A 13,038-nucleotide genomic window follows, 5' to 3' on the forward strand; every position below is an offset into this window, starting at 1 on the left:
GTCCTTCCGAAATGGGTTGGCGTCAACAACCAAACCCTACCGGAAAGCGCCGATGACCACCGACACGCCGCTCACTCGCTACGGCGCTGCTAACGCCGCGCTCGCGAGCGGCTCCGTAACCGTCCAGCTACACCACCTGATGGGACACGACCGACCACCATCCGTGTTCCCTTTCGGCATTTCGTTGAAACAAACGAAACACGCCCTTAGCGCTACAGAAAAACACCTGAAATGAAAGCGGCGTACGACATGTCGCGCCGCGAGTGCGGCTTGTTCAACCGGCGAAACGCAGCGCCGACGGCCATTGCAGAGCATTGGCCAAAGCGCCGACGCGTCTTGCTCCGAAACACGAGAGTTCAAAATGCTGCAGTCAACTGCTTCGCATGACTTTCCCGAAAGGCTCCGCGCGAGACTGATCGATCAAAGCAACCCGGCCTATGACGAGGCTCGCTCGCTCTACAACGCCATGATCGACAAGCGGCCGCGCTGGATCGTGCCTTGCGCCGAAACCGCCGACGTCGTGGCCGCCGTCAATCATGCCCGCGACAAGCAATTGCTCGTCGCCATTCGCGGGGGCGGCCACAACGGCCCAGGCTTCGGCAGTTGCGACGGAGGCATGGTCATCGACATGTCGGCGATGAAACGCATCGACATCGATCCCGTCACCCGCACCGTCGTCGTCGAGGCCGGCTGCACCCAAAGCGACCTCGACCACGCCACGTCAGTCCATGGGCTGGCGGTGCCGGCCGGCATCGTCTCGACCACGGGTGTCGCCGGCCTCACGCTGGGAGGCGGCACCGGCTATCTCACACGCAAACACGGCCTCACCATCGACAACCTGCTTGCGGCCGAGGTCGTGCTGGCCGACGGCAGCGTCGTCACGGCCAGCAAGGACCAGCACCCCGAGCTGTTTTGGGCACTGCGCGGCGGCGGCGGCAACTTCGGGGTCGTTACGCGCTTCACCTTTCAGGCGCATCCGGCGAAGGACGTCTACGCCGGACCGATCTTCTACGACATCGCGCATGCCGCAGAGATCATGCGCTGGTATCGCGGGTTCCTTCCGAAAGCGCCGCGCGAGCTGGCGATGTTCTTCGGCATCAAGACGGTGCCGTCCTGCGATCCGTTCCCGCGCGAGATCTGGGGAAAGCGCATCTGCGCGCTCATCAGCTGCTACAATGGCACCGAAGAAGACGGCATGCGCGCGATGCAACCCGCGCGCGACGCGCTGCCCAAGCCTTTGATGGACGGCATGATGCAGATACCCTTCGTCGGGCTCCAGGGGCTGTTCGACCCGCTGCTGCCGAAGGGACTGCAATGGTACTGGAAGGGCGACTATGTCGACGAGTTGTCCGATGCGGCCATCGCTGCCCATGTCGAGCATGGTTCGAAAAGCCCCAGCGAGCTGTCGCTGATGCATCTCTATCCGATCGACGGCGCCGTCCACGACGTGGCTCCCGATGCCACGGCCTGGGGTGCACGGCGTGCCCGCTGGTCGATGGTCATCGCCGGCATCGACCCCGACCCCGCAAAGGCGCCAAAGCTCAGGCAGTGGGCCAGCGCGTACTGGGCGGCGGTGCACGAGCACAACCAGCATGGCGGCGCCTACATCAACTTCATGATGGATGACGAAGGCGAGGCGCGCGTGCGTGCCGCCTATGGCGCCAACTATGGGCGCCTCGTGGCTGCCAAGCGCAAATACGACCCGGCGAACCTGTTCCGGGTCAACCAGAACATACGGCCGTAAGCGGCGCCGAGCCTGTCCGCCTTGGGTCCCATCCCGCGGCGGACAGGCTTGTCGCATGCGAAAGCGGGTTACGTGCCGACTGGGCCGGCTGTTCGAAAAGTCTGCGCCTGGGCGCCGATATCACATTAGCCCTTTCGAATATTCTCGATTCCTTCACAGCTTGCGAACGCTGGTGTCACGCCTTGCGTGGCAATCTGCGCCGGTCAGTCGCAAAATCAGGAGACCGAAATGGCATATCAAGGCTACTTCAGTCGCAGCTTGCCAGCGCATGGATTCAGCGGATGGTTGATCGAGCGCACGGCAACTCTATTCGTCGAGATCAAAAGGCAATACCAGCTCGTGCGCAGCCGCCGCGAACTGGAAGCCCTCTCCATCCACCAACAGAAGGACATCGGCTATCCCGTATTGGACGACCCACGACCGATGCTTGACGTCAAAGCAGGTGTGATGTCCAAGCTGATGACCATGCGATAGTCGAAAACGATCTCCGTGCGGCAGCCGATCGCCGCGCGGAGCGATCTCGCACCATCTGCCGGAACACGCACGAAAATCGTGCCGAGGCCCGAAAACACAAATATGGTTAGACTGATCTAGGGATTGCGCAGCCGGGCGCTCACTGGTCTGCTTGCCTTCGCGATCATTGCCTGTCGGCAAGGATGTCTCGAGCAGGTGAACAAGGAACCAAGTGCCATGCCCAAGTCGAAAGCAGTCGTCACAACAAAACATGCGAGCCGCTACCTCCAGCAGCTCTGCAAGCACTGGGGTCACAAGTTCAAGGTCGAGTTCTCGCCCGTCGAAGGGCATATCGATCTTGGCGAAGGACGATTGGTCGATCTCAGCGCCAACGATTCAGCCCTGATTGTGGATCTGGATGCGGCCGACGTGCCGCGCCTCGAGCAGGTCGTCGCCGACCACATCGTGCGTTTCGCCTTCCGCGAGGAATTGCATTTCGAATGGAAACCAGCCGACCCTAGCTAGGGCCTGTCCCACCCCACGTTGGGACCTCGCACGTTTCTTACCAAACCGTATGGCCTCAGACAGGACCAGTAGACCTCAACATCATAGACATCTCCTTGCCGGCCAAACCAGCCCACGGCGGGCGGTCGGAATTTTCAAAACAGCTGGGCCTTCCGGCTTCCAACGGGATGATGGATATGACGAAAACTGTTGCTGTCGCCGCCTTTGCCTTCGCCACCGTGCTTGGCTCGTTGCCTTCTCTTGCCCTGGCTGAAACCGCTTCGGTGCCCTGCGAGCAAAAACTGAGCGCCGTCAATGCCGCGATGAAGGCGACGAAAGCCGCCGACTCCGAAAAGGCCACGGCCGTCGAACTGAAGGGCAAAGGCCTCGAACGCTGCAAGGCCGACGACGATGCCGGCGCCGACGCCTTCTTCGATCAAGCGCTGCAGGTGCTCGGCAAATAGCGCCAGCGCCTCCCCGCAACCTTCCCAACAGTCCCTGCAACGAGGAACAACGTCATGATGACGCGAACTAACCGTGCGCAGATTCTAAACAAGGTTCCTGCGGTCACTTTCGACTTCTGGCTGATCAAGCTCTTGGCGGTGACCGTCGGCGAAACAGCCGCCGACTACATGAACCTGGACCTGGATCTGGGTCTCGCGACCACATCGTGGATCATGAGTGGCCTTTTGTTCGTGGCCCTTGCCCTGCAGTTCGCCCAGCTCCGCTACGTCCCATGGATCTACTGGCTGACGGTGGTGCTGATCAGCGTCGTCGGCACGCTGGTGACCGACAATCTTGTCGATAATTTCGGAGTGAGCCTCCAAACGACGACGCTGTTCTTCAGCCTCATGCTGGCCGTCACGTTCACGCTCTGGTACGCGTCGGAAAAGACCCTGTCGATCCACACCATCACCACGACCAGGCGTGAAACATTCTACTGGCTCGCGGTCCTCTTCACCTTCGCGCTTGGAACGGCTGCTGGTGATCTCACCGCCGAAGGGCTCGGGCTCGGTTACCTTCAGACCGGCGTCATCTTCGGCTCGATCATCGCCGCGATCGCCATTGCCTACTACGCACTCAACCTGAACGGCATCCTGGCTTTCTGGCTCGCCTACATCCTGACCAGGCCGCTGGGCGCGTCATTGGGCGATCTGTTTGCGCAGCCGGCACAACATGGCGGCCTCGACTTCGGCACGACGGTGGCCAGCTTCATCTTCCTGGCCTGCATCGCAGCGCTGGTCCTGTTCATGACACTCACCCAGGCAAACAGGAATGGCATGGCGGCCACCACAGGCAACACCGCGCCTGAATGACGAACGTTGCATCGTGCATTTCGAACATCACGGCGGGGGCACTCGCTCCGGCCGGATCATCTCGTTTCCGGCCAGGCAAGAGGATGTTGTGAATGCCCTTTTCGAACCAGGCTGTTCCCGTCCCCAGATCGGACTTGCGCAGGATTCCGGTACCCGGCGCGTCGCCAGCGCCACCGGCTTCCACGGAATGACCACGAAGTGCTATTACAGCACACTACGGCCGGCCCTATGAGGCTGACGGCCGAGCGACGCGGAGCGGGGCAGTGCAGCATGCGCATACTTGTCGTTGAGGACGACAGGAAGACCGCCGACTACACCGCCAGGGGATTTTCCGAGGCCGGACATCTCTGCGACGTCATCGGCGATGGTCAGGACGCGTTGTTCCAGGCGATGCGAACCGCCTACGACGTGCTTGTCATGGACCGGATGATCCCAAATCTCGACGGGCTTTCAGTGGTCAAGGCGCTACGCGCGGCCAATGTGAAGACGCCGGTGCTGTTTTTGACCTCGATCGGCGGCGTCGACGACCGTGTCGAAGGGCTTGAGGCCGGCGGTGACGACTATCTGGTCAAGCCTTTTGCCTTCTCCGAACTGCTGGCGCGGGTCAACGCGCTGTCGCGCCGCCCGCCTGTGCAGGATCAGAAGACGGTGCTGGCCGTCGCCGATCTCGAGCTCGACGTGATCAAGCGGCGGGTGACGCGGCGTGGACAGCCTATCGATCTGCAGCCGAGAGAGTTCAAGCTGCTCGAGATCCTGATGCGCAACGAAGGCCGGGTGCTCACGCGCACAATGCTGCTCGAACGCGTCTGGGACCTGCATTTCGATCCCAAGACCAGCGTCGTCGAAACCCATATGAGCCGGCTCCGCGCCAAGGTCGACCGCCCTTTCGATGCGCCCTTGCTGCATACCGTGCGCAACACGGGTTACAGCCTGCATGCTCCGCTCTAGCCTGTTTCGCAGTACGCCTTTCCGGCTGGCGCTCGGGTTTGGAACCCTCTTCGTCAGTGCCTTCCTGGCGATGGGCTTTGTCGCCTACCAACTGATGAGAGCCGAGCTTTCGGCCGGCCTGGACAATTCGGCGCGCGAAATCTGGGAGGTCGTCGCTGCCACCGATGCCGACGGCGATCTCGAAGACATTGTCGGCGCCGTCGACATCTATTCACGGCTATCCAAACGCGAAGACCGGATTTTCGTCCTGCTCGACCCCGCCGGCAAACGCCTTGCCGGCAATTTCAGCAAACCTCCGACCGAAAGCGGCCTTTCGATGCTTTCGGCGGAAGAGGCGGGCCTGAGCGGCGACGGCAACTACCGCGTCGTCTCCGGCAAGGTCGGCAATAACTGGCTCTCGGTCGGGCTCAGCCTGGCCGAGACGGACCGGCTGGCACTGATCGCGCTGAAGAGCATGGGCTGGGCACTCGCCATCATCACGGTTACGGCCTTCGCGCTCTCCGCATACCTTGCCGACCGCATCCGGCGTCGCCTCGACAGTATCGCCGACACCATGGTGGACGTCTCCAACGGCAAGCTCGCCGCGCGCATTCCGCTGACCGGCAATGGCGACGACATCGATGCCGTTTCAGGCCAGATCAACACAGCCCTGGAACGGCTTGCCGCCCTCGTGGAAGGCATGAGGCAGGTCAGTACCGACATCGCCCATGACCTCAAGACGCCGCTCAACCGGCTCAAGATGACCATCGACGCCGCCATCGGCAACAACGAGCGCGGCAAACCCGTCGGCGATGAGTTGAGCGAGGCACGCGTCGAAAGCGACCGCATCAACCAGACCTTCGATGCGCTACTGCGTATCGCCCAGATCGAGTCGGGTTCGCGCAAGGCCCGCTTCGCGGCCACCGATCTCGACGAGATCATGAACTTCATCGAAGAAATTTACGCCGATGTCGCCGAAGACGACGGCAAGGTCCTGACCACCGTCGGCGATTTTACCGGACTTCATCCGATTTCGGGCGACCGTGAACTGCTCGTCCAGATGTTCGCCAACCTCGTCGAAAACGCCATCCGTCATTGTCCCCCGGGAACGCGCATCACCATGTCGGCCCAAAACCTAGACGACATGGTGGTCATCGAAATCTGCGACAATGGTGTTGGCATTGCGCCCGTCGAACGCGAAAAGGTCTTCCAGCGCCTCTATCGCACCGAAAAAAGCCGCACGACGCCCGGCAGCGGCCTGGGCCTCAGCCTGGTTCGCGCCATCGCCGACCTGCATGGCGCGTCACTGACGCTCGACGACAACCACCCCGGCCTCAAGGTCAGGATCGCGTTTCCCATGCGGAGTTAAGAAAGGCGGCCCGGAGAAATCGGGACCGCCTCTTTGGCTTGTTGTTGGTTGCTTAAGCTACGCCTGTTTTACCAGCCTGAGCAGGACCAGCAGGATCACCGCACCGATTGTGGCGTGGATGATCGCAGCGACGGTGCCGGTGCCCAGGCTGATGCCCACAGCCGGAAGCAACCAACCAGCGATCAGCGCGCCGACGATGCCGACGACGATGTTGCCGATCAGGCCGAAGCCGTAGCCCTTGACGAGTTGGCCCGCGAGCCAGCCGGCGACCGCACCGACGATAAGGAAGATAAGAAGGCTTTCGATACCCATTTGATCTCTCCTGGTTTCGCGCGTCGGCCCGAATACCGGCATGGGCTCGGGAAGAATACGATGCGCAGGTTCAACAACGTCCTGTGCCTGTCCGCATGGACAGGCAGCGTCCTAGGATCAGGCGATGGCCGTGGTCTGGTCTTCGACGTCTGCGGCCGGTGCGTTCTTCTTGATCGACTCGATTGCCTTCAGCGCCGACGCCTTGGCAGCATAGCCTTCCGAACCGAACATCACCTCGCCGTTGGACGCCCTGAAGCGGAACCGAAACTCCCCGCCCTTGTCCTTGTAGACCTCGAATTTGTACATCGCCTTGCCTCATGTTGCCGGCCTACGACTCACGCCGGTACAGAATCGTCGCATGATCGGGCGGCCCAAGTCCATCGGGCCTCGGCTTGGTCAACTGTCCCGGTCGGTCAGGCAGATGTGGCAGCAGCCGGAGCCATGGCCCGGCGTCCAGGTGACGTTGTCGAAGCGGACGCCGGTCGCCTCGAACAGGCCACGGTCGAAGGCGCCCGCAATCCGGCACAGCGTCGCCAGCCTGTCGTCGCTGACACCGGCGCCAACCCAGGCGTCCTTGAGCGGGCAGCGCTTGACCTTAAAGGCGATGTGGCTGTCGCTACGCTCGACATCGGTCGGATACATGCGCCCGCCATCGGGGCTCACGGCCAGAAACGCTTCGCCGATGGCGCGTGCGTCATTGGGACCGAACTGGGCGAAAGCCACCTCGGCGACCTCGCGGCCGCGCTTTTCGATCGCCCGCACCAGGACCCTCTCGGCCTTTTCGTCGCCAAACTCGGCGGCGAGTTCGTCCAGCATCAACCGGTAGAGATCGGCGCGGTTGCGAAACGCCGCGTCCAGTTCGGCGGCGAGTTTCTCGGCTCTCAAGGCTGGATCGGTCACGATGCGTTCTCCGTGGCACGCGGCAGTTCGGGTGTTGCGGCAACCAGAGCCCTGCCGGTTGCAGACACTGGACTTTCGATCACCGCCCGCGCCTCGCCCTGCTCGACGATCTTGCCGCCATCCATGATGGCGATGCGATGAGCGATGGCACGCACCGCGCCCAGATCGTGCGATATGAACAGATAGGCGATGCCGTCGTCTCTTTGCAGATCAACGAGCAGACGCAGGATATCGGCGCGTACCAGCACGTCCAGCGCCGACACCGGCTCGTCGAGCACGATCAGCGACGGTCTCGTCGCAAGCGCCCGCGCGATCGCCACACGCTGGCGCTGGCCTCCGGATATTTCATGCACGGCACGGCCGGCAAGTTCGGCCGCAAGCCCAACGCGTTCCAGCAATGCGGCAATGGCCTTGGGCCGCCCCGCCCTTTCGACAATGCCGTGGATGCGCAGCGGATCGTCGAGGAGGCGCCCAACCGTCGCGCGCGGGTTGAACGCCGCCTGCGGATCCTGGAAAACCATCTGCAATTTCGCCCGTACCGCACGCAACGCAGAGCCGCGCAACGCCAGCAGATCCTGACCGTCAAAACGCGCGCTGCCCGCATCGGCCTCGACGAGGCGAAGCAGGATGCGGGCCACCGTCGACTTGCCGCTGCCGGAAGGGCCGACCAGCGCAAGTGTTTCGCCCGCCGCAATGGAAAAGCCAACGCCATCGAGTGCTGTAAATCTCTTGCCGCCGCGCATAAAGCGTTTCGATAGCCCCCCGACCTCGAGCAGCGCTCCGCTCATGCGTCGAGCCCCAGATATGCATCGAGCAGCGCTCGCGTGTAGTGGCTCGCCGGTGCCGCAATCAGCGGCTCCGCGGCACCCGTCTCAACCAGCCGGCCATGCCGGAACACGGCGATGGTGTCGGCGAGGTTTGCCGCCAACGCTATGTCGTGGCTGACGAACAAAAGCGCCATGCCGTCTTCGTCGGCCAGTCCCCGGATCAGCGAAACGATTTCGGCCTGCACGATGGTGTCGAGCGCGCTCGTCGCCTCGTCGGCGATCAAGAGCCGTGGCCCGGCGACGATGGCGGCTGCGATGGCGACACGCTGTTTCTGGCCACCCGAGAGCTGGTGCGGATAGGCCTTTGCGGTTGCCTGCGGCTCCGGCAGCTTGACCCTGTCGAGCAGTTCGACAGCCAAACGCCGCGCCGCCGGCCAGGCCATGTCGAGATTGACATGCGCCACCTCGGCAACCTGATCGCCAACTGTCATGACAGGGTCGAGGCTCGACGCCGGATCCTGGAAAACAAAGCCGATGTCGCGTCCGTTTTGCGCCGCCCGCCCGAGTTCAGGCCAAGAGATACTGCCCTCGACCTTGGCTGCAGGCGGCAAGAGCCCGGCAATGGCTCGTGCGAGTGTACTCTTGCCAGAACCGCTTTCGCCGATGATCGCCAGCCGTTCGCCGGCATCGAGGTCGAGATCGACACCCTCGAGGGCATGAACATCGTTGCCGTAGCGGACGCCAAGCCCGCGCACACTGAGCAGCGCCATCAGGCGTTCCCCCGCCTGGTGGCCGAACTTTCGACGATGCCTTCGCCGGCGAGGTAGACGCCGAGCACGGCGAGCACCAAGGCGATGCCGGGAATGATCGACAGGAAGGGTGCCGAGCGCAACACCGCCCTGCCCTCCGCGATCATGCCGCCCCAGGTCACGCGATTGGGGTCGCCGAGGCCGAGGAACGACAGTGCCGCTTCAGTCAGGATGGCGGCCGCGACGATCACCGACGACAGCGCCAGCACCGGCGGCAGCGCGTTGGGCAGAACCTCGCGGAAGGCGATCTCGAGGGGATGCATGCCGATCACCCGGGCGCTTGCGACATAGTCGCGCTCGCGGATCGACAGCACTTCGGCACGCGCGATCCGCGCCGGCCCGGTCCATGCGCTGAGCGCGATCGCCACCACGACCACGCTGAGCGAAGGCCCGACGACGCTGACCAGCGCCAGGGACAGCAGGAAGCCCGGCACTGTCTGGAAAGCGTCGGTGATGCGCATCAGCACCTCATCGACAAGCCCACCGGCAAAGCCGGCGACGGTGCCGACCACACTGCCAACGAGGATCGAGGCCGCCGCCGCCGCGAGGCCGACGGCAAGCGAGGTGCGCGCCCCATGGAACAGGCCTGCAAGCACGTCGCGGCCAAGCCTGTCGGTGCCGAGCGGCAGCGCCCAATCCTGAAACGGTCGCAGCAAAGCCGGGCCTGCTATCGACAGCGGGTCGCGGGGGAACAGGATCGGCGCTGCCAGCGCCATCAGCACCAGGCAGCCGAGAATGACGAAGCCGGCGACAGCCTCGGGCGAACGGGCCATGCGGGAAAGCGTCATGCGCTGGCCTCGCTTGCCCCGACGCGAGGATCGAGCACGGCGTAGAGCAGGTCGACGGCGAGGTTGATCAAGATCACCAGCACCGCACTGACCAGGATGATGCCTATGAGCAGCGGCGTATCACGCGCTCCTACCGCTTCTTGCGCCAGCCGGCCCAGACCGGGGATGGAAAACACGCTTTCGATGACGACACTGCCGCCAAGCATCGCCGCCGATTGCAGGCCAAGCATGGTGACCAGCGGCAAAAGCGCATTGCGCGCGACGTGGCGCCAGACGATCCGCCGCCGAGCGATGCCGCGCGCGCGGGCAGCGACGACAAAATCCATGCGCCAGACTTCGGCCATTCCCGCGCGCATCATCCTGAGATAGAGCGCGAGATAGATGATGCCGAGGCTCGTCACCGGCAGCACGAGGTGACGGGCAATATCCAGCGCGCGCGAAAAGCCGGTCTTGCCGGAGGCGATGGTCTCCATGCCGGAGAGCGGCAGCCAGCGCAGTTGCACCGAAAAGACTATCGTCAGCACCAGCGCCAGCCAGAAGCCCGGCACGGCATAAAGTGCCAGCGAGCCGATCGACAGGAAGCGGTCGCGAAAACTGCCCGGACGCGAGCCGGCCACGATGCCGAGTGCCGTTCCCAGGAAGAACGACAAGGCGGTCGCGCTGCCCATCAGCAGAAGCGTGTTGGGCAGCCGTTCCAGCACCACCTCAAGTACGGGCCGCGACAAGGCGACGGAGTGGCCGAGATCGAGATGCAGCAGCGACCACAGATAGGCGGCTAGCCGCGTCGCCGGCGAGGCGTGGAGGCCCCAGCTCTGCCGCAGCGCCTCGATCATGCCGGCATCGCCACCCACCGAAACGATATAAGCGTCGACGGCATCGCCGGGCGCTGCCTCAAGCAGCAGGAACGAGCCGACGACGACGATCAGCAACACCGGAATGCTGCCGATCAGCCGGCGCCTCAAAAGGGCGAATGCACGTTTCACGCTATGCCGTGGGCCTCGCTAACACCTCAGGCCCCGATGATGTCACGTTTCGACATAGGTGTCCGCCCAGTTCGAAACCGCCCAGCGCGGGTTGTTGGCAATATTCTTCACGCTGTCGCGGGCAACGGTGATGAAGCCCCATTCGGCGACATTGATCAGCGGCAGATCCTCGACCACTATCTTCTGGAACTGGTCGTAGAGACCGGTGCGGGACTTGTCGTCCAGCGTTTCAGCCGCCTTGGCGATCAACGCGTCGAGTTCCGCATTCTTGTAGCCGCCCTGGTTGGAGAAAGGCACGCCATCGGGAATGCCCGACTGCACCAGGATGGTTGTCGAGATCGCCGGGTCGCCACGGAACACCGGAGGTGCGATGGCGAGATCGAAAGCGTGATCGGTGTAGACGGCCTTCTGGTGGGCGGCGGAATCATTGTTGACCAGTTCGGCGTCGATGCCGACGGCGGCAAGTGCCTGGCGCAGATAGTCGCCGAACTGCTTGGTCTCGCTGAAATACGGTGCCGGCAAAAGCTTCAGCGCGAAGCGGTTGCCGTTGTCGCCGCGGGCATAACCAGCCTCGTCCAGCAACGCGTTGGCCTTGGCGACGTCGAACGCATATGCCGGCACGTCGGATGAATAGAACTGCTTGTCGTTGACGGGGACCGGGCCGGTCGAAGGCGTGGCATGGCCGAGGAAGATCGTCTTGACGACAAAATCCTTGTCGATGGCATGCGCGATCGCCTGGCGCACCTTGAGGTCGGCCAGCTCCTTGCGGCGATGGTTGATCTCGACGACCAGCTGGTAGGTCAGCGCCTCGTAGCCGTCGCCGATGACCTTGATGCCCGGCACCTTGGAAATGCGCTCGAGGTCGGCCAACGGCACCGCCGAGAACGCCGCGAGCTGGATCTCGTCCGCCTCCAGCGCCCCGGCCGCGGCTGCCCGGTCGGGCAGCACGCGGTAGATGATCTCGTCGAGCTGCGGCTCGCCCTCGCGCCAGTATTTGTCGTTGCGCACGAGCCGGTAATATTCGCCCGCCTTGTGCTCGGCGAACTTGAACGGCCCCGTGCCGATCGGCGCGTTGTTGGCCGGGTTCGCGGCAATGTCGGTGCCTTCGTAGACATGCTTGGGGACGACGGATGTCAACGCCGGCAGCGCGTTCTTGATCAGCTGCAACGGCGTTGGCTCGGCGAACTTGAAGACGGCGGTGTGCGCGTCGGGTGTTTCCACCGCTTCGAGGTTCTTGAAGACGACGCGGCCGAGATTTTGCAGCGGCTTCCAGATGCTCAGCGCGGAAAATGCCACGTCGGCCGAAGTGAACGGCTTGCCGTCGTGCCAAGTCACGCCTTCGCGCAGCTTGAACGTCACCGACAGCCCGTCGTCGGAGCCTTCCCAGCTCGTCGCGAGGCGTGGATCGAGCCCGCCTTGTCCATCGAAGGAGGCTTCGGCCAGCGGTTCGATCACCTTGCTCGAGACAAAGAAGACGCCATTGGAGGCAACGATCGCCGGGTTGAGATTGCGCGGCTCGGAATCGGCCGCGACCACCAGGCGCCCGCCCTTCCTGGCCTGCGTCCAGCCGATCGACCGCAGTGCGGTCGACGCCAGCAGAAACGCCGACCCCGCCAGAACCTTGCGCCTGGAAATTTCGAAACCAGCCATGACAGCCCCCTGAACCTTCGGCGCGGCGACATCGCCGGCCCGTCAAATTGATGGCCGCGATTATGATCCGGGATCGCTGTTTTGCGAGAGACGAAATTGGCGATTTCGGCCTCTGGCCCAAAACATTGTGCTACTTGAGCAGGGCATTGCCGCGCGAGCGCGCCTGAAATGCTTCGGCCCGGAAACCGTTTGCGATTTCCGGGCCGAAACTTTGAACGGTCAGTAGAAGATAGCTGCCGGTCAGGCCGCCTTCTTCTTAGCCAGTCGGGCGCGGATGCTTTCGACATCGGCGCGCGGCGTCGCCGCAAACAGCGTCTTGGTGTAGCTGTGCTTGGGGTCGGCGAAAACCTCGTCGCGGCTGCCATACTCCACCGCCTCGCCGAAATACATCACCATCACCTCGTCGGCGATATAGCGCACCACCGAGAGGTCGTGGCTGATGAAGACGTAGGTCAGCTGGAACTCGTCCTGCAGGTCGGCGAGCAGGTTCAGCACCTGTGCCTGCACCGAAAGATC

Annotated in this window: 15 protein-coding genes and 2 pseudogenes; 8 read left to right on the top strand and 9 right to left on the bottom strand. The window is 63.2% G+C overall.

The window, feature by feature from the left end; translation table 11 throughout:
• The 8 genes and pseudogenes from C8K44_RS26555 to C8K44_RS26590 all read left to right on the top strand — a co-directional run.
• Positions 1-235: pseudogene (locus C8K44_RS26555) on the top strand (hypothetical protein); the annotation flags it as partial.
• A 126-nt stretch (positions 236-361) separates the two neighbouring features.
• Positions 362-1,744, top strand: a complete 1,383-nt coding sequence (locus tag C8K44_RS26560; protein WP_109578761.1) for an FAD-binding oxidoreductase — start codon at positions 362-364, stop codon at positions 1,742-1,744.
• Positions 1,745-1,972: 228 nt separating this feature from the next.
• Entirely contained in the window at positions 1,973-2,218 is a 246-nt protein-coding gene (locus C8K44_RS26565) for a hypothetical protein (RefSeq protein ID WP_109578762.1), read from the top strand.
• A 216-nt stretch (positions 2,219-2,434) separates the two neighbouring features.
• Positions 2,435-2,722, top strand: coding sequence for a DUF2218 domain-containing protein (locus C8K44_RS26570; protein WP_109578774.1), 288 nt, complete (start codon positions 2,435-2,437; stop codon positions 2,720-2,722).
• Between the two features lie 176 nt (positions 2,723-2,898).
• On the top strand, positions 2,899-3,165 hold the full coding sequence (locus C8K44_RS26575) for a hypothetical protein (RefSeq protein ID WP_146204026.1): 267 nt from the start codon (positions 2,899-2,901) through the stop codon (positions 3,163-3,165).
• Positions 3,166-3,219: 54 nt separating this feature from the next.
• Positions 3,220-4,017, top strand: a complete 798-nt coding sequence (locus C8K44_RS26580; RefSeq protein ID WP_109578764.1) for a hypothetical protein — start codon at positions 3,220-3,222, stop codon at positions 4,015-4,017.
• A gap of 270 nt (positions 4,018-4,287) precedes the next feature.
• Positions 4,288-4,965 carry a winged helix-turn-helix domain-containing protein gene (locus C8K44_RS26585; RefSeq protein ID WP_109578775.1) on the top strand — a complete coding sequence of 226 codons (678 nt, stop codon included), beginning with the start codon at positions 4,288-4,290 and terminating at the stop codon, positions 4,963-4,965.
• The gene (locus C8K44_RS26590; protein WP_109578765.1) at positions 4,952-6,313 is read left to right on the top strand and encodes a HAMP domain-containing sensor histidine kinase; all 1,362 of its coding nucleotides are present in this window, start codon (positions 4,952-4,954) and stop codon (positions 6,311-6,313) included. The genes C8K44_RS26585 and C8K44_RS26590 overlap by 14 nt, the downstream gene beginning before the upstream one ends.
• Positions 6,314-6,370: 57 nt before the next feature.
• Here C8K44_RS26590 and C8K44_RS26595 read toward each other — a convergent pair whose 3' ends face one another.
• The 9 genes and pseudogenes from C8K44_RS26595 to C8K44_RS26635 all read right to left on the bottom strand — a co-directional run.
• Entirely contained in the window at positions 6,371-6,625 is a 255-nt protein-coding gene (locus C8K44_RS26595; RefSeq protein ID WP_109578766.1) for a GlsB/YeaQ/YmgE family stress response membrane protein, read from the bottom strand.
• 117 nt (positions 6,626-6,742) lie between these two features.
• On the bottom strand, positions 6,743-6,931 hold the full coding sequence (locus C8K44_RS26600; RefSeq protein ID WP_109578767.1) for a YegP family protein: 189 nt from the start codon (positions 6,929-6,931) through the stop codon (positions 6,743-6,745).
• 90 nt (positions 6,932-7,021) lie between these two features.
• A complete protein-coding gene (locus C8K44_RS26605) occupies positions 7,022-7,525 on the bottom strand; it encodes an L-2-amino-thiazoline-4-carboxylic acid hydrolase (protein ID WP_109578768.1) in 504 nt (167 codons plus the stop codon).
• Positions 7,522-8,313 (bottom strand): ATP-binding cassette domain-containing protein, encoded by a 792-nt coding sequence (locus C8K44_RS26610; RefSeq protein WP_109578769.1) that lies wholly within the window; start codon positions 8,311-8,313, stop codon positions 7,522-7,524. The genes C8K44_RS26605 and C8K44_RS26610 overlap by 4 nt, the downstream gene beginning before the upstream one ends.
• Positions 8,310-9,062: an ABC transporter ATP-binding protein gene (locus C8K44_RS26615; protein ID WP_199227218.1), complete on the bottom strand. Its 753-nt coding sequence runs from the start codon at positions 9,060-9,062 to the stop codon at positions 8,310-8,312. Before C8K44_RS26615 ends, C8K44_RS26610 begins: the two co-directional genes overlap by 4 nt.
• Positions 9,062-9,889 carry an ABC transporter permease gene (locus C8K44_RS26620; protein ID WP_109578771.1) on the bottom strand — a complete coding sequence of 276 codons (828 nt, stop codon included), beginning with the start codon at positions 9,887-9,889 and terminating at the stop codon, positions 9,062-9,064. The genes C8K44_RS26615 and C8K44_RS26620 overlap by 1 nt, the downstream gene beginning before the upstream one ends.
• Complete coding sequence (locus tag C8K44_RS26625) at positions 9,886-10,872, bottom strand: ABC transporter permease (RefSeq protein ID WP_109578772.1); 987 nt, start codon at positions 10,870-10,872, stop codon at positions 9,886-9,888. Before C8K44_RS26625 ends, C8K44_RS26620 begins: the two co-directional genes overlap by 4 nt.
• Before the next feature lie 42 nt (positions 10,873-10,914).
• Entirely contained in the window at positions 10,915-12,522 is a 1,608-nt protein-coding gene (locus tag C8K44_RS26630) for an ABC transporter substrate-binding protein (RefSeq protein WP_109578773.1), read from the bottom strand.
• Positions 12,523-12,762: 240 nt separating this feature from the next.
• Positions 12,763-13,038, bottom strand: a pseudogene (locus tag C8K44_RS26635) (peptide ABC transporter ATP-binding protein); the annotation flags it as partial.

The sequence above is a fragment of the Aminobacter sp. AP02 genome, from assembly GCF_003148805.1.
GTDB lineage: Bacteria > Pseudomonadota > Alphaproteobacteria > Rhizobiales > Rhizobiaceae > Aminobacter.

What these genes read in the sequence shown, in the direction of transcription:
- C8K44_RS26560 (WP_109578761.1), top strand. Translation starts at nt 362, where the DNA reads ATGCTGCAGTCAACTGCTTCGCATGACTTTCCCGAAAGGCTCCGCGCG.
- C8K44_RS26565 (WP_109578762.1), top strand. Translation starts at nt 1,973, where the DNA reads ATGGCATATCAAGGCTACTTCAGTCGCAGCTTGCCAGCGCATGGATTC.
- C8K44_RS26570 (WP_109578774.1), top strand. Translation starts at nt 2,435, where the DNA reads ATGCCCAAGTCGAAAGCAGTCGTCACAACAAAACATGCGAGCCGCTAC.
- C8K44_RS26575 (WP_146204026.1), top strand. Translation starts at nt 2,899, where the DNA reads ATGACGAAAACTGTTGCTGTCGCCGCCTTTGCCTTCGCCACCGTGCTT.
- C8K44_RS26580 (WP_109578764.1), top strand. Translation starts at nt 3,220, where the DNA reads ATGATGACGCGAACTAACCGTGCGCAGATTCTAAACAAGGTTCCTGCG.
- C8K44_RS26585 (WP_109578775.1), top strand. Translation starts at nt 4,288, where the DNA reads ATGCGCATACTTGTCGTTGAGGACGACAGGAAGACCGCCGACTACACC.
- C8K44_RS26590 (WP_109578765.1), top strand. Translation starts at nt 4,952, where the DNA reads ATGCTCCGCTCTAGCCTGTTTCGCAGTACGCCTTTCCGGCTGGCGCTC.
- C8K44_RS26595 (WP_109578766.1), bottom strand. Translation starts at nt 6,625, where the DNA reads ATGGGTATCGAAAGCCTTCTTATCTTCCTTATCGTCGGTGCGGTCGCC.
- C8K44_RS26600 (WP_109578767.1), bottom strand. Translation starts at nt 6,931, where the DNA reads ATGTACAAATTCGAGGTCTACAAGGACAAGGGCGGGGAGTTTCGGTTC.
- C8K44_RS26610 (WP_109578769.1), bottom strand. Translation starts at nt 8,313, where the DNA reads ATGAGCGGAGCGCTGCTCGAGGTCGGGGGGCTATCGAAACGCTTTATG.
- C8K44_RS26615 (WP_199227218.1), bottom strand. Translation starts at nt 9,062, where the DNA reads ATGGCGCTGCTCAGTGTGCGCGGGCTTGGCGTCCGCTACGGCAACGAT.
- C8K44_RS26620 (WP_109578771.1), bottom strand. Translation starts at nt 9,889, where the DNA reads ATGACGCTTTCCCGCATGGCCCGTTCGCCCGAGGCTGTCGCCGGCTTC.
- C8K44_RS26630 (WP_109578773.1), bottom strand. Translation starts at nt 12,522, where the DNA reads ATGGCTGGTTTCGAAATTTCCAGGCGCAAGGTTCTGGCGGGGTCGGCG.